Source organism: Methylomonas lenta (assembly GCF_001644015.1).
Classification (GTDB): Bacteria; Pseudomonadota; Gammaproteobacteria; order Methylococcales; family Methylomonadaceae; genus Methylomonas; species Methylomonas lenta.
The window spans coordinates 1-23074 of the sequence record NZ_LUUI01000162.1 but is presented as its reverse complement, the minus strand read 5'-3'; the positions used below and the strand labels follow the sequence as shown (position 1 = coordinate 23074).

Here is a 23074-nt window from a genome sequence, read left to right as displayed (position 1 = left end):
TATTTAAGTTAAGCCGAATCATTTTGAATTGGCAGTCCATTGAGGTAACTATGCCGTCACATAAAGTCTTTCGCATCAGCCATCCAAAACCGGACATTACCAAGCTGCCCAGCTTGGGCATGGACAAGAAGCACATTACTGACGATTTCAAGCATTACTACAGCTACCGCCTGGGTCGCGATGAACATTGCCGTTCGCCTGAATATGCCTACAAAGCCATTTCCTTGACCATAAGCGACCGTATGGTGGAGCGCTGGAAACAAACATACAATCTTCACCGTAATCAAGATGGCAAGCAGACCTTTTATCTCTCGATGGAGTTTTTGTTAGGTCGCCGCTTGAGCAATGCCATTATAAGTTTAGGCGTGGACAGTGAGGTTGCCAGGGCTTTATATGGCTTGGGTTTGGCTATAGAAGAACTGGTTGATAGCGAGCCTGATGCAGGCCTTGGCAATGGTGGCCTGGGACGTCTGGCGGCCTGTTTCATCGACAGTTGCGCCACCTTGAAATTACCCGTCACGGGGTATGGTTTACGTTATGAATATGGCATGTTCATACAGGAAATTGTGAATGGAGAACAAATAGAAAAGCCGGATCACTGGTTGCGTAACGGCAATGTCTGGGAAATTGAACGTCCCGAATACATGACCCACATTAAATTTGGCGGCCGCACCCAAATCCACATAGATGAAAACGGCCATGAGCGCGTCAGTTGGATCGATACCCATGATGTGTTAGCCATGCCCTACGATACGCCAATTCCGGGGTACAAAAACGACACCGTCAATACCTTACGTTTATGGAAGGCTATGGCTACGGAAGATTTTAATCTGCAGGAATTCAATGCCGGCGATTATGCCGAAGCTGTCGCACAGAAAAATACCGCCGAAAATATAACCATGGTGTTGTATCCCAACGATGCCAATGAAAACGGTAAAGCTCTTAGGTTACAACAACAGTACTTTTTGGCATCCGCCAGTTTGCAAGACGTGATGGCCAACTGGGTCGGCCGGCATGGCAAGGATTTTACAAAATTCGCCGAGAAAAACTGTTTTCAACTCAACGATACCCATCCCAGTATTGCCGTTGCCGAATTGATGCGCTTATTACTGGATATTTATGGCTTGCCTTGGAAAGATGCCTGGCAAATCACTCGCAATACCATGGCATACACTAATCATACTTTACTACCGGAAGCCCTGGAAAAATGGCCGGTTGAATTAATGCGGCAACTGTTGCCGCGTCTAATGGAAATCATTTACGACATCAACGCCGGCTTTATGGCCGAAGTGTCGGCACACTGGCCGGGTGACAGCAAACGCCAGGTGCGGATGTCTATCATCGAAGAAGGCCCGACCAAACAAGTGCGCATGGCGTTTCTGGCTATTGTGGGCAGCTTTTCGGTGAATGGGGTGGCAGCACTACATTCCGAATTATTACAAAAAGGGTTATTCAAAGATTTTTATGAGCTTTGGCCGCTCAAGTTCAACAATAAAACCAATGGTGTCACGCCCCGCCGCTGGCTAGCCGGTTGTAATCCGGATTTGGCAGCCCTAATCACAACCACCATCGGCGACGCCTGGATCACTGATCTAGCGCAACTAGAAAAACTCAAACCGTACGCAGAGAATGCGGCTTTTAGACAACAATGGCGGCAGATTAAACAATTAAGCAAACAACGCTTAATCGATCTAAAAAAGCAAGAGCTGGACATCGAGATCGACGTCAATGCCCTGTTTGATGTGCAGGTTAAACGCATCCACGAATACAAACGGCAAATTCTGAACGTATTACATGTGATTCATTTGTACGACCGCATCAAGCGTGGCGACACGCAAAATTGGGTAGACCGTTGTGTGTTGATCGGTGGTAAAGCGGCGCCAGGTTATGTCATGGCGAAGAAAATAATCAAGCTAATCAATAATGTTGCCAACGTTATCAATAACGATGCACAGATTGGTAGTCAACTGAAACTGGCTTTTTTACCCAACTATCGGGTGTCTGCCATGGAAAAAATCTGCCCAGGCACTGATTTATCGGAACAAATTTCCACTGCCGGCAAGGAGGCTTCCGGCACTGGCAATATGAAATTCATGATGAACGGCGCACTGACCATCGGTACGCTGGACGGTGCCAATATTGAAATTCGCAATGAAGTTGGCGCAGAGAATTTCTTTTTGTTTGGTTTAACGGCTGCCGAAGTGGAGTCCATGCAGGCTCATTACAATCCGCAATGGTTTATTGAGCAGGATGGTGATTTACAAGCTGTCATGCATTTACTGGAATGTGGTCATTTCAATCAATTTGAGCCGGGCATTTTCGACGACATCATCACCTCTCTAAAAAGCCCGCAGGATCCCTGGATGACCATTGCCGACTTTCGCAGTTACATCGAGGCACAAAAGCAAGTCGAACACGCCTGGCGAAATCAAGAACAATGGACTAGGATGAGTATTCTCAACACCGCCACCAGCGGCAAATTCTCCAGTGATCGCACTATCCAAGAATACAACCGTGACATCTGGAAAATGTCGCCGATTGATGTCAGTGAATAGCGTTGTTTTTTATTGGAAGTTGGTTGTTATATTCAATAAATGACAATCAGATTTCATGCCACAAATTGTAATTGATAGGCCTGGATCGTAAGGGATTCAAATGCCGCTTAGTGTGGTAGCCAGATTTATTTTAGAGATAGTATGAAGTAGTCTAAATCCTGCCCACCTGAAAGCCCTGACTATTACGGCAGGGTATCGATCAAATACTAGCGAGTGTCCACGACAATACTAATAGACCCAGTAGAGCAAGGGTCATTTTGTAGCTGTCGACGCCTAAATTGTATTTAAGCCAAGCTAAGAATGATTGGTTTTGGTGTTTTCTGATTACTGTAGCCATGCAAATACCCCTAAATGTTGTGATTAGTTTTTGTGTTAATTTTAGGTTTTGCATTGCGGCAACGCTGTAAGTCAGTACCTCGTATTTGATGCCTGTAATTTGTGAACAGCTTAAAACCCTAACTTTAAAGTTTATTCATTATTTATGACATATTGATGACATTTTTTTTACAGTTGGATGTTTACGACACGGTGGCTAGACAATCTAAAATCAGTTAGATTGTCAGCTGTTTCTTACATCTCGGCAAACCACTATGATGGCAAAAACTGACCGCAAGAAGGTGGCTGTTCAAACCCTCAGCTATGAAATCCTTATCAATTTATGTCGTTTCAATGACTTGAAACTTCGTTCGGTGATTGATGCTATGACAGACATCCTATTGTCTGACGACACCTTCAGTGTAAAGATTATCGAATTGATAAAGCAAAAGGAATTGGACGAAAAGAGATAGCGTCGATTGGTTATCCACAAAATCTGTGGATAACCTTGTGATCAAGGCTTGCTTCACACCGTCAATATATTGATCTGAATGAGCTAACTACTGACTGACTAAAAATTAGCCAGATTTCCTTTGCAGCCAACGCCTCACAATATTGACGGGGATCAATACCCTGTAACGAACCTTGTTGTTTAATGTATACTAATATACTAAATCACTATTCAGGAGGTCGAAATGGACAACGACATTTTGATCAATCAGGCCCGTCAACTATATGCTGACTTACAAACCAGACAACTAAGCACCCTCAGATTAGATCGTCTTGATCGCTTGTCGATGGCTGCTTATCAACGTTATCAGCGCCGGTTAAATCGCTGCGCCATTTGCTATCAAACCCGAAATTACGATTGCATTCGGGAACCCGGCGAAAAACTCATTCCCTGTCCTCGTCGTCAACAGGCTAAAGACTCGGCGTAACAGCCATGAGATAGTTTGCGTAGGATGTACTTTTGACCGAACTTGATTGTTGGGCATTTCCGTTGAAATACATCGGATTTAGCGTATTTTCTTAACGCAAGTCGTTGGTTTTAATAAAATTCTGTGAACCAAGGTGAGAGGCGAAGCAGCACAGTAAACTTCTACTTGCGAAGGGTGTAAACGGTATATATAGTACAAAAGGTATATACTGTTATTCTCGGTCACTAACAAGGACATCACCATGCCTACCAAGAAACCAAAATCAAAAAACGAAGCACCGCTGCCAGCCGAAAACGAGCTGGTTATTGCTGAATCAGCTGCAACGCCTGAGCCCGAACACGTTGCTGAGATCACTGATAGCGGAGAAAACATTGCTGTCAAAAAAGTAAAATCTCACAAAACAAAAGTCATTAGAGATAGCTTTTCATTTCCAGAGCACGATTATCAGAAAATTTCGGACCTCAAAAAAACCTGTTTAGCGGCAGGTATCCATGTCAAAAAAAGTGAAGTTCTGCGTGCCGGGTTACATTTACTGACTCAATTAGGCATAGATGAGCTCAAACAAGCCGTGGAGAAAGTGGAAAAGGTACAGACTGGTCGACCAAGTTCGTCAGGTGACTAATCAGTGTAAATAGAGTGCATATTCAGCCGATTGCCTGTTTCGCTTATGATTTTGCCGATCTATGAAGCTTGATACCGTGCAAACGCTCGGTTACTTCCTTCATGGATATTGGGGGGTTACCCTTTTTAGACTTACTACAAGCAGTCCGTTCTGATCGTAAGATTTTTAGGCAATTAAGCTGTCAGTCTTTTTTGTCACGGGAATAAAAAGTTTATGTTGAATATAGATCGATGCAGAAGCTTATAGGGCGACGTTACATCAACGCTGAGGGCCAAGGGCCAGCGTGAATCACAATAGCGATCGCTTATAAAGCCTACAATAACTTAATAATATCCAATATTTCTTGCCATAGCGCTTGATAGGCTTCGGTAGATCGGCTTTTATTCGTATAGCCACCTAAGGGCATGCGTTCCAAGCCCATGCGCTCAATGTCACTGGCATAGGGGATAGCTGTTTGTAACATATCTGGATGTTTTTCAGACAATGTTTCCATAATTTCTTTATGCATATTTTTACGGCGATCTGCCATAGAGAAAAAAGGAATTAACTGTAAATCTTTGAGCTTACTTTCTTTTATAAACTTCTTTAATTGCTCTAAAGTGCGTAACGATAACGTGGTTGGAATAATCGGCGACAATAAGACGTCCGATGATTCAAAAATAGCTTCCGATAACAGAGAGATATTCGGCGGACAGTCGAGAAAAATAAAATCATAGGAATCACTGAGCGGTTGCAGTAATTTCTTAAGTCGCTGAGTTGGTTTTTTACGCGCATCAAGGACTAAATCTAAATTTCTAAACGAGAAATCTGCAGGCAGTAAATCAAGGTTTTCAAAATCAGTCGCTTTAATAAGGTTATCCAGTTCACGCTCACCAGCAATCAGCTCTTTACTGCCGCCTTTTACTTTAGGTTTAACTCTAAAATAATAACTACTTGCACCTTGTGGATCTAAATCCCAAACCAGTGTTCGATAACCGCTTTGCGCGGCAAGGTAAGCTAAGTTGACAGCTGTTGCCGTTTTGCCTACGCCGCCTTTAATGTTGTATAGCGCAATGATTTTCATGGTTTTTTTATGTCTACTTGAGGTGCAAATAAAGATTTAAAGATAGTTCTATTTTCCTCCTGATTAAAAAGACTAAACTGCTTGGCAAAATCCTTACGCGCTGCACAGCGCATAGTCTCTAAGTTTTGCACTAAAACACCCATGGCTAAAAAGGTATTGGATTGAACTTTATTGACCATCATTTCTTCGCTAAATTTCTTTAAACTGGTTGCTTGTACGTCTACGTCCTGAATATTACCCAGTACATCTTGAAAACCTTTTAGGGCTTTAATAAGCGTCTTGATTTCATCGTCAGGGTAAAGGCTTTGGAAAAATTCCATTAAATAACGTAGCTTTTTGCAGGTTTTTCTTAGCGCATGTAATGATTCAGCCTTGGAGTCTTCGGTAATCTCTTCGGCTTCTTTAATCAGGCGTTTATAGACTTTCCAAAGACGTTGGTCAGCTAATTCTTTAATGGTTAAATTTGCTGCATTGCTACAGCCTTTTTCAGGTAAAGCTTCTTTTAAGTACTGCTCCCACTCAAGCAGTCGTTTTATGTATTTTTGGCTTTTAAGATGATTAGCTAATTCAGTTTGTTCTTGTTTTTTCTTTTGTTTAAGAAACGCATATAAAGGCGCTATATCGTCATGTAAAGAGTCAGGTAATGCTGTTATATATTGTTTGTAATTCAATAAGTAAACGTCTAAATCCCTTGTGGCACCGGTAATTTGTCCAAGCCAGGAAAAAAAGCCTGCATGCTGAGCAACAACAGAATCAGGAAATACATGTTTAATTTGGCTTAAGCCGGCGCGCGTTCGTCTTACTGCAACGCGAAAGTCATGTAAAAACTCAGTGTCAATATCGGCAATGGTGCCGGCTTCATTGGTTTTTATGGCTTTAAGTAACGCACGATAAATGACTTTACTGGCTTTGTCTGCACGTAGTTCTGGATCCAGTTTTATAGCTAATTTAGAGTTATAGTCTTTTGCTCGGCGTCCTTGGAGTTTTAGTGCGTTATTCAAGATGGAGCAGGTTGTCGGCGTTAATTCAAAAGACTTTTCAAATAGCATGCTAACTCGATCAAATTCTTTTTCATAACCTTTTAGCGGCTGTAAGCTTATGCGGCCGTCTAGACCTTCATATTCTTCAAGCCTAATACGTACAATGGTTTTTTGGTCTTGATTTAAAATATTTATTTGGTAGACCTGATGCGGTAATTGACAGAGCGGCAATAAGGCACGAATTCCCAATAATGAGTCTAGAAGGGTTTTTAATGAGCCGTTTTTAAACTGACTGCTAAAGCGAGGAACCTCTTTCAGGTTTTCTAAGGCCAGACATTCGCCACTGTTTCTATCTATTAAGCTGATATACGATGCTGTTTTAGATTGATTTAATTCACAAAGTATATCTGCACTATAAAGTCGCCAGTCTAAGCTATCGTAAAATGTTTTGATCGCGTATTGTTCCGAGACTATTTGAAAATCAATTTTATTACCCAACCTGCTTATAATTTTTTTTGCTGCCATATGTTCTGGCAACTCAAATTGTAAAGGTGGCGCTGTCATTTAAATTTAATTGGGTTAATTGGGTTAAGTTGAGAGAGTCCAGTATTTGCTTATATATCAGTGCTATTTCTGTGATCTCGTGCACCAGCATAGAGTGATGCAGGTATTTTTACAATCAAGTGGGCAACTCCTTGCAACAAAGCATCCATTGCAACAATGGCAGGTATGGGTTTTCCTGGATTTACTGCACGGTTTCCATAACCGACAGACACAACGTGTGTTTGATGATCATAGCGCCTAACACCAGATAAGCCTCATTAAATGACTCGTTGATGCACTACGCGCCCAAACTTTAAAACCACTCTAAGCGATACAAATCTGGACGTCGATTAGAAAGATTACGCGCAGCGCCGCGGGTGCGGACTTGTTTTAACAGATCCAAATTAACGTCGGCAATCAGCGTCATTTCAGTATTGGGCGTTGCCTCTGCAAGTATCGCATCGTGTGGAAAGAAGAAATCACTGGGGCTGAAAATGGCTGCTTGCGCGTACTGTATGTCCATATTCTCGGCATGCGGCAAGTTTCCAACGCTACCGGTAATGGCCACAAAACATTCATTTTCAATAGCACGTGCATGTGAACAATAACGCACGCGCTGATAGGCATTTTTAGTATCGGTCCAAAACGGCACGAATAGAATTTGCGCGCCTTGTAAGGTTGCCAAGCGAGCCAGCTCGGGAAATTCTGAATCATAACAAATCAGTACCGCGATCTTGCCGCAATCGGTATCGAATACCTTTAAGGCATTACCGCCTTTAACGCCCCAGCAGCTGACTTCATCAATGGTGACGTGAATTTTATATTGCGCTTCAAAGGTGCCATTGCGCCTGAGTAACCACGATACGTTGTAAAGTTCATGCGCACTGTATTCTGGCAATGAACCGGCAATAATATTGATATTGTAAGACATGGCCATTTCAAGTAAGCCATCTCGAATTTCGCTACTAAAACTGGCTAAAGCACGAATGGCATCCGGTGGGCTTTTATCGTTAAACAATCCCATTAAAGGGGCACTCATATACTCAGGAAAGAGCACAAAGTCCGCTTGGTATCCGGCAACCGCATCAATAAAAAACTCGGCATGTTTCAATAATTCTTCGACACTGGTCAATGTACGCATTTGCCATTGCACTACGCCCAAACGGATAATGGTTTTGGGGCTGCCAATAGACGGTGTTTTTTCGACATAATCAAGATTGACCCATTCCAGCAGCGTAGCAAAGCCCTTAGAATCGGCGTCGACGGGGAGGTAACCGGTTAGCAATTTACGAACATGAAAGCCGTTAGCCAGCTGAAAGGACAGAACGGGGTCGAAAATTTCCCGATTTTTGACTTCCTCGATATACCGAACAGGCGTGAAATTCTCGGCGTATTGGGCATAACCGGGGATTCTGCCGCCTGCAATAAAGCGTCGTAGATTGAGGTTGCGGCACAATTCTTTGCGCGCATCATATAATCTTCGACCTAGCCGCAGCCCTCGATATTTTGGATGGACAAAAATATCAACACCATACAAGGTGTCTCCCAGGGGGTCGTGATACGTTAGGTAACCATCGCCGGTAATTTGGGCATAAGTATGATTATCACCAAAGCGCCCGTAATCGACGATCATACTTAAAGCCGCAGCCACGATCTGCCCATTGTCTTCAATGACAATTTGACCCTCCGGAAAACGGGTAAGTTGCGAGATATACTGATCTCTTTGCCATGCGCCGCCCAGATTACCGTAGACATGCTCCATTAAGATAGCAATGTTATCGTAATCAGCCAGGGTCAGAAGTCGGAGTAAAAGTTTATGTTTCTGTATTTTGGCTTTTTTCATAATTGAATAGCATGACGTAGTTTTTTTACAAATTTATTACAATGAGCGCTATCGAGATGCGTTTCAGTCTGACTGTAATTTGCGTCAAAAAGCACATACCGAGAGCATAACATGCTGAGCGATGACATCCGTATGAACTCACAACATGTGCATACTGTTGGACCTTGTGATGAGCTATCGTGGCCGCAGCGCTTTTAGATTCCCCTATTGCAAACCCTAAAAGGGTAAAACCCTAGAGATCCTTTTTTTATGCTGGGTTAATTGGATCTTGTCAATTTACTGTCATTTATTCGTGCTAGGCTTAGGTGGCAATAGTGAAGACTATAAACATCAGCATCAATGGCTATGAATATTTAGTTTTTGCCGTTAAAAAATTGACAAGCGGTATAGCTGATCTTACTTTCCCTTAAATTTATTTTGGTTGACTTCGAGGTTTAAAGAATGCCGCCAGTGCGTACCCCGTACTATCTTATTGACGAAATTAAGCTGCAAAAAAATCTTGAAATTTTGCGATTCATTCGGGAGCAGTCTGGCGCCAAGTCTGTCTTGGCACTGAAATGCTTTTCCACCTGGTGCGTGTTCGATTTGATGCGACAGTATATGGACGGTGCGACCAGTAGCTCTCTGTTCGAAGCTCGTTTGGGGCATGAAAAATTCGGCAAAGAAGTACATGCCTATAGTGTGGTTTATTCGGCTGATGAAATTGACGCTGTCAGTCAATTTGCCGACAAGATAATTTTCAATTCCATTTCTCAGCTGAAGCGGTTTTACGCGCAAGTTCAGGGAATGGTTATTGGTTTGCGGGTCAATCCCGGCATCAGTTATTCTCATTTTGATCTTGCTGATCCAGCGCGTAAATGTTGCCGCCTAGGCGTATGCAGCGATCAAGACCTTGACTCTGTCGCTGATATGATTAGCGGCATCATGTTTCATTTCAACTGTGAAAACGACGATATAGAAAATATTATCGCCGCCATAGAGCAGATCGGTAATCAATACGCGTCTTTACTTGAAAAGATGACATGGGTGAGTCTCGGCGGTGGCATTTCCTTTACCCAAGAAGGCTATCCGATAGAGAAGTTATGCAAAGCATTGAAGGGTTTCAGCGAAAAATACGCCGTACAAGTCTATCTGGAGCCGGGGGAAGCCGCCATTAGTCAAAGTACAGAGCTAGTAACCACTGTGCTGGATATTGTACACAACGAGGTTGACATTGCTATCGTCGACTCGTTTGTCGAAGGCCATCTACTGGATCATCTGATTTATAGAACCACTCCGAAAATTTCCTTTCCCAGACCAGGTAATCACCGAATCATGATTGCTGGTCGCTCATGTCTGGCAGGCGATATTTTTGGAACTTACGACCTGGAAACCAAGCTGAATGTTGGGGACGAAATCCGTATCGCCGATACAGCGGGATATACGATGGTCAAGAAAAACTGGTTCAACGGTCTGCCCATGCCTTCAATTGTGGTGCGGAGACTGAACGGCACAATCGAACTGGTCAGACGTTTTGGATATGAAGATTTTGTGAATAATTTATCTTAAAAAAGGAAAGCGATACTATGCAGAAAAATGTGTTGATTATTGGAGCAGGTGGTGTGGCACACGTAGCGGCACACAAAGCCGCGATGAACAACGATGTGCTTGGCGATATCTGTATCGCTTCACGCACACTATCTAAATGCGATGCGATCATTGAAAGCGTGCTGCGCAAAGGTCATCTTAAAGATGCTTCACGCCGTCTGTATTCGGCGCAACTGGATGCCTTGGATATACCAGCAACCATAAAACTGATACAGGACACCCAGAGTGACATTGTCATCAATTTGGGATCGGCCTTCCTTAACATGTCTATTCTTGAGGCTTGTATAGAAACCGGTGTAGCGTACATCGATACCGCCATTCATGAAGACCCCGATAAAGTCTGCGAACAGCCGCCCTGGTATGCCAATTATGAATGGAAACGTAAAGACAGCTGTGACGCAAAAGGAGTAACTGCCATTCTAGGTGCTGGCTTTGATCCTGGTGTCGTCAACGCCTATTGCGCACTGGCGGTTAAACGTTACTTCGACAAGATTGATACCATTGATATTCTTGATGTCAACGCGGGTAGTCATGGCAAATATTTTTCCACCAACTTCGATCCAGAGATCAACTTTCGTGAGTTTGTAAAAGTTTGGACATGGATCGACAGAGAATGGAAGGAGTATCCCACCCACTCCGTAAAACGACTCTATGATTTTCCGGTTGCTGGCGAACAGCCCGTTTACCTGAACGGTCATGACGAGTTGCATTCCTTATCCAAAAATATCGATGCTAATAGCATCCGTTTCTGGATGGGTTTCGGCGACCACTACATTAATGTATTCACCGTACTGCGCACCTTAGGTTTCCTGTCGCATTTGCCGGTCACCTTGACCACAGGTCAAGAAGTAGTGCCGCTTAAAGTAGTTAAAGCCTTGTTACCTGATCCGATGACGTTGGCGCCAGGTTATACAGGCAACACCTGTATCGGCAACTTTGTTAAAGGCTGGAAGGATGGAAAAGAACGCGAGGTATTTATTTATCAAGTCTCTGACCACAAAAAATGTTACGAAGAAGTTGAATCCCAAGGCATCAGCTATACCGCAGGTGTTCCCCCCGTCGCAGCCGCTATGCTGATTGCCAATGGTACATGGGATGTCAAGAAAATGGTCAATGTCGAGGAGTTGGATCCCGAGCCTTTTATAGAAATACTCGATCGGATCGGTCTGCCCACCGAAATAAAGGAGATTGAACCCAATAGCGCGTTCTCGTTTAATGGTTTTGTCAGACCCATTGAAGAAGAGCTTTTGGAGTCAACTGCGACTGTTACCGTTTCGGCAGCAAACCCTATGATTGCCTTAAAGCCGGCTAAATAAGTAAAAGTTAGATAGAGAAAAGGCTGCGATTAAGCAGCCTTTTTATTGGCCAGCAATCTGTATTACAGATTAACGTGAACGATCTTCGCCGGCGGAAAACCATTGAAATAGGTGGCTGTTGCACCGCTATAGGCACCGATATTCCCGCTATACAAAAGATCACCGCATTCCAAATTAGACGGCAACTCATCGGTCATTGTAATGACATCCAGTCCATCGCAGGTAGGACCAAACACCGTACAAATTTCGGTAGGTCCCTGTTTGAAAGCGGCCAAGTGATATTGACAGTGATCAAAAATTATCCCTGAAAAGGTATGATAAACCCCATCATTGATGTAATAGCAAAGCTTGCCATGACGTACGGCTTTGCCAATGATTTTCGACACCGCTGTCGCCGCTGTGGCAACCATGAATCGCCCCGGTTCGGCAATAATTTGTATCTCGGATGGAATCAGCCTTTCCAACTCTGCATTGATTCTTTTTGCCAATTCGCTGAAAGGCTTTACGGATTCATCGTAGGGTGCCGGAAAACCGCCTCCGATATCCAGCAAATTCATCTTGGTGTAACCGCGAGCCCTAGCCTGCATGAAGATAAGTGCCGCCAAATCGATGGCCTTCACGTAATTTTCGAAATTAGTCGTTTGGCTTCCCACATGGAAACTCAAGCCTTCGACGGTAAGTCCTTCCCTGTCCGCCTCCAGAATCAAATCGACGGCTTCGGCAGGATCGGCGCCGAATTTGGATGAAAGCTCAACCATTGCACCCGCATTTGATACCCGCAGACGCAGTACGAGTCCAGCATCCGGCGCATACTTTTTTATTTTTTGAATTTCTTCACGGTTGTCAAAGGTAACCAGCGTCTGATATTTGTTTAGTTCACTCAATGTTTCAGGGGCTTTAATCGGGTTCGCATAAATGACTTTGTTCCAGATCCAGTCAAGCTGCTGATCTTCTGGAAGATCTTTTATGAGTTCATAAACCAATTGAAATTCCGCCATGGATGACACATCAAAACTGGCGCCGGCTTCGAACAAGGTTTTTACTATCGCAGGATCAGGGTTCGCCTTAATCGCATAATAGGCCTGGACCCGAGGCAGGTGTTTGCAGAAAAGAGCATAATTGTTACGCAATTCTTGGTGATCAAGTATGAATAAGGGTGTGCCGTGAGTTTCGGCAAGTTGCAACAAATCCTCAGGGGCAACCGTAGAATACGTGTTGGCTTTGCTGAGATTCGGCTCGTTTGTGTACTCTGTTTGTTGAAGCGATGCGGTTTGATTCATTAATTCACTGGGTAAAAAGTTGACTTCATAAAGGCTTTCTCTTCAATCGTAAATAAGTAATATGACAAATTAAAGACTTTTAACACCGGGTTAGAAGTTTTCATGCATTGTCAGTCTTCTGCGCTAGTGTGTAAATTGATTCTTATTGGGAGTGCCTAAATGTCTCCTGGCGGCAAAAGATCTCTAAAAATGAGTCACTTGCTCACAAAACGCATGTACTTCACGGTGCAATAACGTTGTGACGGTAACTAGTGAAGCCTATTCGATTGTCACATATTGGTCACACGACTGATGTATTCTCATCACTTTGCTTGATCAACGTTAGGCATCTTTTCTTAATTATGCGTTACTCCACGACTATCAATGGCAAGAATTTCAGCTTTGCGAACCTGCGCATTCTGATGGCCAAAGCATCGCCTAAGCGAGCGGCTGATGAGTTGGCTGGTCTGGCTGCCGAATCCGAAGTTGAGCGGGCAGTGGCTCAGCAATTATTGGCCAAAGTGTCATTGCGACATTTTTTAGAGGAACCGTTAATTGCGCCGGAAGATGACGAAGTATCGCGCCTGATTCTGGAGCGCCACAATAGCGAGGCATTCGCGCCGATTGCTGCATTATCGGTCGGCGAATTTCGCGACTGGCTGCTCACCGACGACAGTGATTTATCGGCAATAGCGGCTGGGTTAATGCCCGAAATGGTCGCAGCAGTGAGCAAAATCATGCGAAATCAAGATTTGATCGCCGTAGCCAAGCGTTGTAGGGTGGTCAGCCGTTTTCGCAACACGCTCGGCTTGCCGGGCCGACTGGCCACGCGTCTACAACCGAATCACCCCACCGACGATCCGCGCGGTATCGCTGCCAGCATACTAGATGGGCTAATGTATGGCAGTGGCGATGCGGTCATCGGCATCAACCCAGCCACCGACAATCTGGATAATGTCTACACCTTGCTGAATCTACTCGACGAGATTATCCGCCGCCACGACATTCCCACTCAATCCTGCGTGCTCAGTCATGTCACCACCAGTATGGCCCTGATGCAGCGTGGTGCGCCGGTGGATTTAGTGTTTCAATCCATAGCCGGCACTGAAGCAGCTAACCGCAGTTTCGGCATTGATTTGGCGATGTTGCGTGAAGCCAAGGCCATGGCCGAATCACTTAATCGAGGCAGCGTGGGCAATCAGATGATGTATTTTGAAACCGGTCAGGGCAGCGCACTGTCCGCCAACGCGCATCACGGTATCGATGCACAAACCTGCGAAGCAAGGGCCTATGCGGTGGCTCGGGAATTCTCTCCGCTTTTAGTCAATACGGTGGTTGGTTTCATCGGCCCGGAATATCTTTACGACGGCAAACAAATCATCCGTGCCGGCCTGGAAGATCATTTTTGCGGAAAATTGCTGGGGTTACCGATGGGCTGTGACATCTGTTACACCAATCACGCCGAGGCTGATCAGAATGACATGGATAATTTACTGACCCTGCTCGGGGTAGCCGGCTGTAATTTCATCATGGGCATTCCGGGGGCCGACGATGTCATGCTAGCTTATCAGAGTACATCGTTTCATGATGCACTCTATCTGCGTCAGGTACTGGGCTTGCGACCTGCACCGGAGTTCGAGGCTTGGCTGGAAAAAATAGGTATTTTCGACGGCACCAATCGATTGACAGATAATCGTCTTAAAACGACATTATTGAGTGACTTTTCCAAATTGGGTGAACTGCAGCTATGAATGATCCCTGGTTTACGCTCAAGCGCTTTACCCAGGCACGCATCGGCCGGGGGCATTCAGGCTGTGCCACGCCGACCTCGGCACAGCTTGAGTTTCAGCTGGCACATGCCATGGCTAGAGATGCGGTGCATCAGCCTTGGCAACTGGAGTCTTTTGCCGAAGCCATCACAGCAAAAGGCTGGCAGCCTCTGCTACTGTCAACGCCGATAAGTGATCGGCGGCAATATCTCCTCAGACCAGACTTAGGCCGCTGCCTGGATCACGCCAGTCGGCAGTGCTTGCAGACGCAACAAGCCAGTGACATTGATGTGGCGTTGATCATCAGCAACGGCCTTTCATCGACGGCTATCGACAGCCACGGTTTGGCTCTGCTGGAGTCAGTCATGGCGGCTTATGCGAGTTGTTCGTTGAACGTTGGGCCGGTTTGTTTGGTGCCGAATGCCCGAGTGGCCTTGGCGGATGAAATTGGCGGCTTGCTCAACGCCCGCTTGTCGGTGATTATCGTTGGCGAAAGACCCGGACTGAGCGCTGCCGACAGTCTGGGGGTTTATTTGACCTACTTGCCCCGCATTGGCAATAGCGATGCCGAACGCAATTGTCTTTCCAATATTCGCCCACCGCAGGGTCTTTCTTGCGAGGCTGCCGCCACCAAGCTGGCTTATCTAAGCACACAGGCTATACAGCGTGGTATGTCAGGTGTGGCATTGAAAGACGATATGCCCGTCAACTGGCTGGAAACTACCGTTCCAATTTGACTTCAGGAATACAAACTTTCAGTGCCAGACTGGAATTACTTACTCGTCAAGGTGCTGGTTTCCAAATTATTGCTTAATGCCTATCTGAATTTGCATGAAACCAAGCAACTAAATCATCGGCCTTCAAAGCTTTGGCAAAATGATAGCCTTGAGCCTCCATGCAATGATGTGACGAAATACATTCCAGTTCTTCAATATTTTCGACGCCCTCTGCCAGGGTTTCTAACCCCAGACTCTCACCTAAGGCAATGATTGCTTTGACAATGGCTTCGTTTGCCGGGGTATTTTTAATGCCTCTAACAAAAGACTGGTCAATTTTGATTCTGTCTATGGGGAACTTGCGTAGATAATTCAGGCTGGAGTAGCCCGTTCCAAAATCGTCTATGGCTAACTTTAGTCCCAACACTCTAAGTGCGGTCAGCTTTTCAATTGCCCTTTCCGCATGGATCATCACGACACTTTCCGTTAACTCTAATTCTAGATAGGTAGGATCTACATGACTTTCCTCAATGATCTGTTTTATCAAAGGTAAAAAGCCATCGTGCTGGAATTGCACTGCCGAAATATTGATTGCCATCCGTAATGACGGCAATCCTTGCTCTATCCAATGAATATGCTGTTGAATAGCTTCTCTAAGCACCCACTCTCCGATTTGAATGATCAGACCTGTTTCTTCGGCAATCGGAATAAACGTAACCGGGGAAATATATCCTAGCGCTGGATGCTGCCAACGTAATAATGCTTCCACCCCAATCATACGTCCCCGTTGTAAATCAATTTGCGGCTGGTAACACAGAGACAGCTCCCCCTGCGCCATTGCTAACCGTAATTGGGCTTCCAAAGAAACACGTTCTTTGGTTTTGTTTTCCATCCCAGGCATAAACATTTGGAAACTATCACGCCCTCGCTGCTTAACCTCGTACATGGCAATGTCGGCTTTATAAATCAAGTCGTCAACTGATTTTCCATGCTGTGGATAGAGTGCCCCTCCCATACTGGCGGTCACTTGAATACTATGATCATATAGGGAAATTGGTAACCGAATGTGCTCTAGAATGTTAGCAACAATGAAATTGACATCCTTTTCATTGCCAATATTTTGCAAGATAATCACAAACTCATCGCCACCTAAGCGAGCGACTGTGTCGCTTAGTCGAACATTTTTTGACAATCGTTCTGCAAAAAACTGTAACAAGCAATCCCCTGAACTATGCCCCATAGAGTCGTTGATAAACTTAAACCGATCGATATCGACAAAAATTAAAGCCAGCAGGGTGTTATTGCGATCGGCATGCTGACAAGCCTGCAACAGACGATCTTTGAAAAGCAGGCGATTTGGCAAACCAGTAAGTTGATCATGATGGGCGAGCACAAATAACTCTCGCTGCTTGCGGTGGGTAATTTCTTCAAGTAATGAAAGCCCGGTTGCCATGCCGGCATATCGTCCATTTTCCTGAATAACGAAACCGTTAACCATATGCCGCATACCTGAATCAATGATAATTTGCGCCACATCATCAATGCTTGCCTTAATATCAACGATGATCGGGTCGATATCCATTAGCTCACTGATTTGTTTTTTCCCAAGTAAATCTCTTGAAAAGGGCTTGAGAAAAATATCGCTAATTTTACTTCTATCGATAATGCCTACCGCCTGTCGATTACTATCGATGACCGTAATAGCTTGTAATTCTTGATTTTTAATGAATCTATCCAAAACTTCCAGGCATCCCTGATTCAACAAAACGGGCTCTACATAATGCAACAATGTCCTAACGGTACCCGCCTTGCCAGCATTTTGATTTGCAAGTTTGAATTGAAAATTCTGGTTTTTAGCCTGAGACAAAGCAGTATCGAATGACTCATTGTGAATAGTCATGGCCTAATCTTGACGAAAATGATTCATCTGACATTTAATCTAATCGAGTTTGGCGAATTCAGCTTGCAGGGTGGCGAGAAAACTTGCTCGGGCTACTTGGGCAATGCCGAGTTGCTGTTGTAGACGCTGAATTTCGGCATCTACAATCTGTAAGTTGGTGATTTGCCCTTTGGCTATATCACTGAGGCTATCGATTGGGTGGGTTTTATCACCTATGGTAAGCGTTGGTACTGTTGGGGTTTCTTCGGTCACGGTTACTTGTCCTTAAAAAAATGCCTGTATGTGTTTGGCATCAGAGATATTTTGACAGCATGGATTCTATCGACAAATTGTTACAGGTTTATGATTGTCGAAAGCCTGTGCAAGGTGAGGGTTGCCTGTCAGGCATTTATGCAAAATAGACGGAATTACAAGGTCTGGCACGGCTAAAGTGCTGAGGTTGTTATGCTTTCGCCCCCTTGTAGATAATTGAACTCAGCCCCAGATTTTTTTCACTGTCTATGACCTGCTATTCATACAGCTTTTTTTATGAACACAGGGACTAATAAAGCGACTGCAATCAATATAAGCGCAACAATCACTTCAGGTTCTAGAAGCTCAGAAATTGAATTAATTTGTTCCAATTGATTGCCGCCGTTTGCATAGACCAATGACATAGGCGTGACACCTAATAGAGTACTCAATAGATATTTCTTGAATGAAATTCTTGATAACCCGGCTGTTATATTGATTAAAAAATAGGGCACAACCATAACCAGTCTTAAAATTAAGAAATAATAAAACCCATTCTTCTCAACCTCATTTTCAACTTTTTTAATGCGTTCATAATAGTTTTTTTCAAAGCTGTCTTTTAAAGCATAACGACTGATAGCAAAGCCGACTATGCAGCCTAAAAACGTTGCGGTGACGTTATAAATGGCACCCAGTGAAAATCCAAAAAAGAATCCACCCAACACCTTAATGATGGCGGCCAATGGAAGGGGTGAATTAACAAAAATCATACAAGACATAAAAAATAAAAACACGGACAACACATAGTTGTTTGTTATGAATTCATTTATCCATAGCTTGTTGCTCTTAATACTCTCTAGGGTTAGTAGGTCATAAAAATAAATCGATGCCACTAAAAATATAATAAACAACACAGCTAAATAGTATTTTTTTATTATTATCATTTTCACTGTAATAATGGGTTATCAAAATATCGAATCTAATTTCTTTTCAAAAGCAATCAATCATTTTCCTAAATTGTTTTGACTTAGAACAGATCAAATCTCGCCAAATACCCAAAATGGTCTGAAACGTTGGGATAAAAAACGTCATTAAAAATAACATCCATCGATTTAACACGCATCGGATGCCCCTGTTTTTTGAAAACATGATCGATACGTTTGGGCGGACTATGGTTCCAGCCGTCTATTTGGCCACGAAAGCTCGGTTCGTAAAACCGGTGTGGATATAACTCGTAAAATTGATCTACATATTCGCCATAGCCTACGATATGGTTGTAGGCATGTTCACCGGCGGGGGCATTGAAATCACCCACGATCAGTTCGCCTCTGACACCAAAATGGCGACGTGAATTGATCAGATGCTTTAGTCTTTCATATTCGTCGAAAAATCCATGATGAGTCCAACTCAAATGCACATTGGCAATATGCAGCAAGCCAAACCAGGGTACATCAATGCACGATACCGTGATATTTCGAGACATATAATTGTCTTTACGTTGATCGTTCGATACATAGGCCGAATAATTATGCTGCATGGGGTATCGACTCATGATGGCAGTGCCTTCCCGCCAACGATAAAAACCGATGTGACTCCAATCTTGATGGATGTGATACCAGCGCCCCCACTGACGTAATTTGTTACAAATCCTATACGCCATGTTGGAAGGTGATTCACCATAAGGTTGACTGATTGGATCGTGTAAATATTCACCCACTTCTTGAAAACAGATGACATCAATATTCAAGTGCGCAATGGCTTCCGCAATAATATGCACTTCACGCTCGTGATGATGCATGGTTTCGAAGCAACAATGCCGGGGGTGTTGTTGATAGGTGTGAAGATTAAGTGTTAATAAAGAGACTTCCATAGAATCGGTTTTTAGGCATGAAATCTGCAGGGTTAGGGCATCCTTGCCCCGTCAAGAGAAGGCTAATGATCCCTATTTAGCTGAGTGCGTTTTGTGATGTTGCTCATGAGTTTCAGCATCATCAGACTCATGCTTATCAGAAAAATCAAACATGCTGATTAGATTACCGATAGCCGGTTGGTTGGCAGGTAGATAATCATGCTTATGTTGAACTGGATTAGGCAGGTTGTCGCGACTACGCGAGGATAAGGGCTTTAGTTTCCAGTTATATTCGATAAATTTTAAGATTGAAGCATGATCGTGGTAAACGTGATCCACATGGCCTTTTTTTGCATAGGGGGAGACAACCAGCATAGGAATGCGCGGACCATCACCAAAAAAATCCAAGTTTTGGATTTCGCCGGTATCGAAATAACCGCCGCCCTCGTCAGTGGTGATAATGATGGCCGTGTTAGCCCATAAGTCGGGCTTGGACTGGACCGCACTGATCAAGTCATTAATGAACATTTCATAACGAACAGGTGCTGAATAGCCGGGATGACCACTGATAAGGTTTTTCGGGACCACAAATGAAACAGCCGGCAAGGATTCATCATTCACATCATTCAGGAAAGTTTCCATACCCTTTAAATGATCGCGCAATTCTGGGGTATTCACTACCGTTGAGGACCCATTGAGCGGGTCGCCTATACTGTTGTAAACCACCGTTTGCGTTGTGGCATAGGCTTGGGTATTCACAATTTGACTACGGGTAGGTTCCGGAATCGCAGCTGGCACTTGGGAGTCGACTACCCCTCTAATCAAGGGATACAGCGAATCGTTGACGATATCCCCGGCGTCCCGCCCAGCGGAATACCATTTCCAGCTCACATTCTTGGCCGACAATGCCTCGCCTATAGTAGGAACGGTTTGCGGCGGATAGACGAATTTGTCTGCGCCCAATTCCTTGGTGGTTCCATCGACGTTATAAGGCGTGTCGTAGTTGTTGACTAAGTAATAAGCACCTTTTTCACAACGACTGCTTAGTTTCTTTTCTTTTAATATATTCAAAATTGAGCTGACGCCCGGTTGTTTGGCATCCGAACAATTCACATAGGAGCCGCCCGCATAGCCATCCTGTGTATAAAAATTTTCAGTGCCTGCTTGTGGGTCAGGATTTTCAATTTGGTTCATCGGTGGTGTATCCAGTACACCAGACGTGTTATAGACTGCAACATCAGCCGTGGCTATCGAGAAAAAATTGGCTCCTGTTCCGCCCATCAAGGATTGATGAAAATTGTCGCTTAATGCATAGGTTTGCGCCAATTGTTTAAATATGGGTGCATCACCCTCGGACATATTAAAAAAGCCCATCAACTCGCCACCTTGTTGGGCATCGCCTGGCCGGGGTCCATCAACCCCGTTGTCGCCACCAGTGCCAACGGTAGTTGCAACCCAAGTGAACAAGTTCAGATTTCGATTATTGCCGCCCGTTTGTTGCCACATCTGAAAAAATCGATGTGCCGGATCGCCAGTAGCCGAATCAGCAGAGCCATAAGGCACATATTTGGTAATTTGAAATGGTCCGGCTGGTAAATCGGCTGGAAAACGGGTATCAGGAATGCCGCCTTTAAATTGAAAGGTATTAGCATCGAGAATGCCGATTTGCAATGGCTGAGGAAGCGCATCTAACGCTTCATCCATTTTAGGTCGTGGGCTATAAGCGTTTGCAGGATTGTGACCTTGGTGTTGCAGTGCTTTGGTAAAATTGGGCCCCGGCGACCCATCGACATTAATGATGCCCTGCGATAATAGGTTTTTTATACGCTGGCCTTTGGCTGGCTGATAAGCCCCATATAAGGTATCAAAAGTGACATTCTCACCCACTACCACTATAAGGTGTTGGATTGGAGTAATAGGACTTTTGGCTAACACTGCTTCATTATAGAAGGTCAGCGTAATGCCGAGTGCTAGCGAAGAATACAAAAATGTGTTTTTGCTGCTCATGGATGTTTGCTCGCATCAGATGAATTGAAAGAATACCGTGCCGACGGTTTTCATGGTCTTTCAAAGCATGCAGTATTTTTATTACCAGCTAATGACGAGGCGATAATTAAAAAATTCCATTTAAGACTAGCGGGAGTATCTGCGCAGAAAATTACTATTATGCTTTAATTTCTAGTATTATCAATAATATACAAATGCGCTACTCGATACTTATGTGGACAAAACAGTGCTTTCCACTGCTATCATAAAATATTGTTTTATATGAAAATATTATTTTATGGCTATTTACACCGTTTAAATATTCCAGTTAGTCCTAATAGTGGGCTATCGATTAATAGCCGGCTTCTTTTTGGTGTCGAAAAGCAAGGACGTAAACCATATTGGATTCTAAGTTATATCGATACAAGGCCACATAGCCGGCATCACCAAATTCTATGAGCAGCTCGCGTAACTCAGGCACATCGTCGAATGGGCGACCGAGCTCGGGATCTGACTCCAAAAATTCAAAGGTACGCGCAATGACTTGACCGGCTCGACGCGCGGCGCGTGGATTTTTTTCGGCCAAAAATTGACGGCAACGTTCTAATCCTTCTGCAGCAGTAGCCGTAATGATTAATCGTGGCACTTAGGTATATCCACTTCTTGATCAGTACCCCATGTCGTTAGCCAATCACGCACTTCTTGGCCGGTAAGGTGTTGCCCTGTTTCCTGATAAGCTTTCCAGGAACTCAGCGCTTCCTGTTTGAAGTTTTCTTTAGCTTCTTCACGATTGACATAATCAGTGATCGCTTCGCGCATAATCCAATGTGGCGAACGACTTCTCAGGTTGGCAAGATTTTGAATTCTATTTTTTAAGCCATCATCGATTTTGATTGATGTTGCCATAGCAAAGCCCTCATATTAAAAGGTAGTACTTATAACTACTATAGCAGACTCAACTTTCGCATGAAGGTTAGTTCGTCATTCCACAGCACAATCAGTTTTAAAAAGTCACTGACATCGACTTTGACAATCCGCTGAGATTGACGTCCGAAATCGACCGGTTTCGGACATGGCTTAAAAAATATGTACTAAAGTAGGCAAAACGGCTTTCGTACATGTGTTATAATTCGTACATCCTTTTCGGACGGAATTAGCGCATGTCACGCGTCTTTGCTTACTGTCGAGTGTCGACCACGGACCAGACTACCCAAAATCAAAGCTTGGAAATTCAATCTGCTGGTTTTGCCATTCAGCCGCATCGTTTAATTGAAGAAAGCATCAGCGGTTCAGTCGCGGCGAAAGAACGACCCGGCTTTAATAAACTGATCGAGCGGCTGGAAGCGGGCGATGTGTTGGTGGTGACCAAACTGGATCGGCTTGGTCGTAACGCCATGGATGTCAGAGCCACGGTCGAGCACCTTTCTGATTCCGGGGTGCGGGTCCATTGTTTGGCGTTAGGCGGGGTTGATCTGACCAGTTCTGCCGGCAAGATGACTATGCAGGTAATCGCAGCGGTCGCTGAGTTTGAGCGTGACCTGTTGATTGAGCGAACCCAAGCGGGCATTAGTCGCGCGAAGGCAGCGGGTAAACAGTTTGGCA

20 protein-coding genes are annotated in these 23074 nt (G+C 44.3%); 9 read left to right on the top strand and 11 right to left on the bottom strand.

Going from position 1 to position 23074, the window contains the following annotated elements:
* The first annotated feature begins 50 nt into the window (after nt 1-50).
* From A1359_RS20695 to A1359_RS20680, 4 genes are all read left to right on the top strand, one after another.
* Nucleotides 51-2555, top strand: a complete 2505-nt coding sequence (locus A1359_RS20695) for a glycogen/starch/alpha-glucan phosphorylase (RefSeq protein WP_066987943.1) — start codon at nt 51-53, stop codon at nt 2553-2555.
* A gap of 590 nt (nt 2556-3145) precedes the next feature.
* Nucleotides 3146-3343, top strand: a complete 198-nt coding sequence (locus A1359_RS20690) for a hypothetical protein (RefSeq protein WP_066987941.1) — start codon at nt 3146-3148, stop codon at nt 3341-3343.
* Between the two features lie 222 nt (nt 3344-3565).
* Nucleotides 3566-3808: a hypothetical protein gene (locus A1359_RS20685; RefSeq protein ID WP_066987938.1), complete on the top strand. Its 243-nt coding sequence runs from the start codon at nt 3566-3568 to the stop codon at nt 3806-3808.
* 241 nt (nt 3809-4049) lie between these two features.
* The gene (locus A1359_RS20680) at nt 4050-4430 is read left to right on the top strand and encodes a hypothetical protein (protein WP_066987936.1); all 381 of its coding nucleotides are present in this window, start codon (nt 4050-4052) and stop codon (nt 4428-4430) included.
* A 313-nt stretch (nt 4431-4743) separates the two neighbouring features.
* On the opposite strand, the gene A1359_RS20675 is transcribed toward A1359_RS20680, so the two are convergent.
* The 3 genes from A1359_RS20675 to A1359_RS20665 all read right to left on the bottom strand — a co-directional run bounded on the left by A1359_RS20675 (nt 4744) and on the right by A1359_RS20665 (nt 8859).
* Nucleotides 4744-5493: a ParA family protein gene (locus tag A1359_RS20675; RefSeq protein ID WP_066987934.1), complete on the bottom strand. Its 750-nt coding sequence runs from the start codon at nt 5491-5493 to the stop codon at nt 4744-4746.
* Entirely contained in the window at nt 5490-7037 is a 1548-nt protein-coding gene (locus A1359_RS20670; protein ID WP_066987932.1) for a CHAD domain-containing protein, read from the bottom strand. The genes A1359_RS20675 and A1359_RS20670 overlap by 4 nt, the downstream gene beginning before the upstream one ends.
* A gap of 292 nt (nt 7038-7329) precedes the next feature.
* Entirely contained in the window at nt 7330-8859 is a 1530-nt protein-coding gene (locus A1359_RS20665) for a bifunctional GNAT family N-acetyltransferase/carbon-nitrogen hydrolase family protein (protein WP_066987926.1), read from the bottom strand.
* A 441-nt stretch (nt 8860-9300) separates the two neighbouring features.
* On the opposite strand from A1359_RS20665, the gene nspC reads away from it, so the two are divergent.
* Together nspC and A1359_RS20655 are read left to right on the top strand one after the other, a co-directional pair.
* Nucleotides 9301-10407: a carboxynorspermidine decarboxylase gene (nspC, locus tag A1359_RS20660; RefSeq protein WP_066987925.1), complete on the top strand. Its 1107-nt coding sequence runs from the start codon at nt 9301-9303 to the stop codon at nt 10405-10407.
* Between the two features lie 17 nt (nt 10408-10424).
* The gene (locus tag A1359_RS20655) at nt 10425-11762 is read left to right on the top strand and encodes a saccharopine dehydrogenase family protein (RefSeq protein ID WP_066987922.1); all 1338 of its coding nucleotides are present in this window, start codon (nt 10425-10427) and stop codon (nt 11760-11762) included.
* Between the two features lie 62 nt (nt 11763-11824).
* Here the strand turns inward: A1359_RS20655 and A1359_RS20650 are convergent, their stop codons facing one another.
* Entirely contained in the window at nt 11825-13042 is a 1218-nt protein-coding gene (locus A1359_RS20650) for a type III PLP-dependent enzyme (protein ID WP_083960747.1), read from the bottom strand.
* A 341-nt stretch (nt 13043-13383) separates the two neighbouring features.
* Between A1359_RS20650 and A1359_RS20645 the strand changes: the two genes are divergently transcribed.
* Nucleotides 13384-14772, top strand: coding sequence for an ethanolamine ammonia-lyase subunit EutB (locus A1359_RS20645; RefSeq protein WP_066987920.1), 1389 nt, complete (start codon nt 13384-13386; stop codon nt 14770-14772).
* A complete protein-coding gene (gene eutC / locus A1359_RS20640) occupies nt 14769-15527 on the top strand; it encodes an ethanolamine ammonia-lyase subunit EutC (protein WP_066987918.1) in 759 nt (252 codons plus the stop codon). The genes A1359_RS20645 and eutC overlap by 4 nt, the downstream gene beginning before the upstream one ends.
* Nucleotides 15528-15600: 73 nt before the next feature.
* On the opposite strand, the gene A1359_RS20635 is transcribed toward eutC, so the two are convergent.
* From A1359_RS20635 to A1359_RS20605, 7 genes are all read right to left on the bottom strand, one after another.
* Nucleotides 15601-17406 carry a putative bifunctional diguanylate cyclase/phosphodiesterase gene (locus A1359_RS20635; RefSeq protein WP_232322426.1) on the bottom strand — a complete coding sequence of 602 codons (1806 nt, stop codon included), beginning with the start codon at nt 17404-17406 and terminating at the stop codon, nt 15601-15603.
* 39 nt (nt 17407-17445) lie between these two features.
* Nucleotides 17446-17658, bottom strand: coding sequence for a DUF6447 family protein (locus tag A1359_RS20630; RefSeq protein WP_066987916.1), 213 nt, complete (start codon nt 17656-17658; stop codon nt 17446-17448).
* A gap of 260 nt (nt 17659-17918) precedes the next feature.
* Entirely contained in the window at nt 17919-18380 is a 462-nt protein-coding gene (locus tag A1359_RS20625) for a TVP38/TMEM64 family protein (protein ID WP_232322424.1), read from the bottom strand.
* A gap of 284 nt (nt 18381-18664) precedes the next feature.
* The gene (locus tag A1359_RS20620; RefSeq protein WP_066987912.1) at nt 18665-19507 is read right to left on the bottom strand and encodes an endonuclease/exonuclease/phosphatase family protein; all 843 of its coding nucleotides are present in this window, start codon (nt 19505-19507) and stop codon (nt 18665-18667) included.
* A 72-nt stretch (nt 19508-19579) separates the two neighbouring features.
* Nucleotides 19580-21493, bottom strand: a complete 1914-nt coding sequence (locus tag A1359_RS20615) for an alkaline phosphatase family protein (protein WP_066987910.1) — start codon at nt 21491-21493, stop codon at nt 19580-19582.
* 331 nt (nt 21494-21824) lie between these two features.
* Nucleotides 21825-22118 carry a type II toxin-antitoxin system RelE/ParE family toxin gene (locus A1359_RS20610; protein ID WP_066987908.1) on the bottom strand — a complete coding sequence of 98 codons (294 nt, stop codon included), beginning with the start codon at nt 22116-22118 and terminating at the stop codon, nt 21825-21827.
* Entirely contained in the window at nt 22106-22378 is a 273-nt protein-coding gene (locus A1359_RS20605; RefSeq protein WP_066987906.1) for a CopG family ribbon-helix-helix protein, read from the bottom strand. The genes A1359_RS20610 and A1359_RS20605 overlap by 13 nt, the downstream gene beginning before the upstream one ends.
* 254 nt (nt 22379-22632) lie before the next feature.
* Between A1359_RS20605 and A1359_RS20600 the strand changes: the two genes are divergently transcribed.
* Nucleotides 22633-23074: recombinase family protein (locus tag A1359_RS20600; RefSeq protein WP_066987903.1), on the top strand; the 442-nt coding region annotated here is incomplete at its 3' end.

Bases quoted from the DNA above. Each gene is read 5' to 3' on its own strand.
- A1359_RS20695 (WP_066987943.1), top strand. From the start codon at position 51: ATGCCGTCACATAAAGTCTTTCGCATCAGCCATCCAAAACCGGACATT.
- A1359_RS20690 (WP_066987941.1), top strand. From the start codon at position 3,146: ATGATGGCAAAAACTGACCGCAAGAAGGTGGCTGTTCAAACCCTCAGC.
- A1359_RS20685 (WP_066987938.1), top strand. From the start codon at position 3,566: ATGGACAACGACATTTTGATCAATCAGGCCCGTCAACTATATGCTGAC.
- A1359_RS20680 (WP_066987936.1), top strand. From the start codon at position 4,050: ATGCCTACCAAGAAACCAAAATCAAAAAACGAAGCACCGCTGCCAGCC.
- A1359_RS20675 (WP_066987934.1), bottom strand. From the start codon at position 5,493: ATGAAAATCATTGCGCTATACAACATTAAAGGCGGCGTAGGCAAAACG.
- A1359_RS20670 (WP_066987932.1), bottom strand. From the start codon at position 7,037: ATGACAGCGCCACCTTTACAATTTGAGTTGCCAGAACATATGGCAGCA.
- A1359_RS20665 (WP_066987926.1), bottom strand. From the start codon at position 8,859: ATGAAAAAAGCCAAAATACAGAAACATAAACTTTTACTCCGACTTCTG.
- nspC (WP_066987925.1), top strand. From the start codon at position 9,301: ATGCCGCCAGTGCGTACCCCGTACTATCTTATTGACGAAATTAAGCTG.
- A1359_RS20655 (WP_066987922.1), top strand. From the start codon at position 10,425: ATGCAGAAAAATGTGTTGATTATTGGAGCAGGTGGTGTGGCACACGTA.
- A1359_RS20650 (WP_083960747.1), bottom strand. From the start codon at position 13,042: ATGAATCAAACCGCATCGCTTCAACAAACAGAGTACACAAACGAGCCG.
- A1359_RS20645 (WP_066987920.1), top strand. From the start codon at position 13,384: ATGCGTTACTCCACGACTATCAATGGCAAGAATTTCAGCTTTGCGAAC.
- eutC (WP_066987918.1), top strand. From the start codon at position 14,769: ATGAATGATCCCTGGTTTACGCTCAAGCGCTTTACCCAGGCACGCATC.
- A1359_RS20635 (WP_232322426.1), bottom strand. From the start codon at position 17,406: ATGACTATTCACAATGAGTCATTCGATACTGCTTTGTCTCAGGCTAAA.
- A1359_RS20620 (WP_066987912.1), bottom strand. From the start codon at position 19,507: ATGGAAGTCTCTTTATTAACACTTAATCTTCACACCTATCAACAACAC.
- A1359_RS20615 (WP_066987910.1), bottom strand. From the start codon at position 21,493: ATGAGCAGCAAAAACACATTTTTGTATTCTTCGCTAGCACTCGGCATT.
- A1359_RS20605 (WP_066987906.1), bottom strand. From the start codon at position 22,378: ATGGCAACATCAATCAAAATCGATGATGGCTTAAAAAATAGAATTCAA.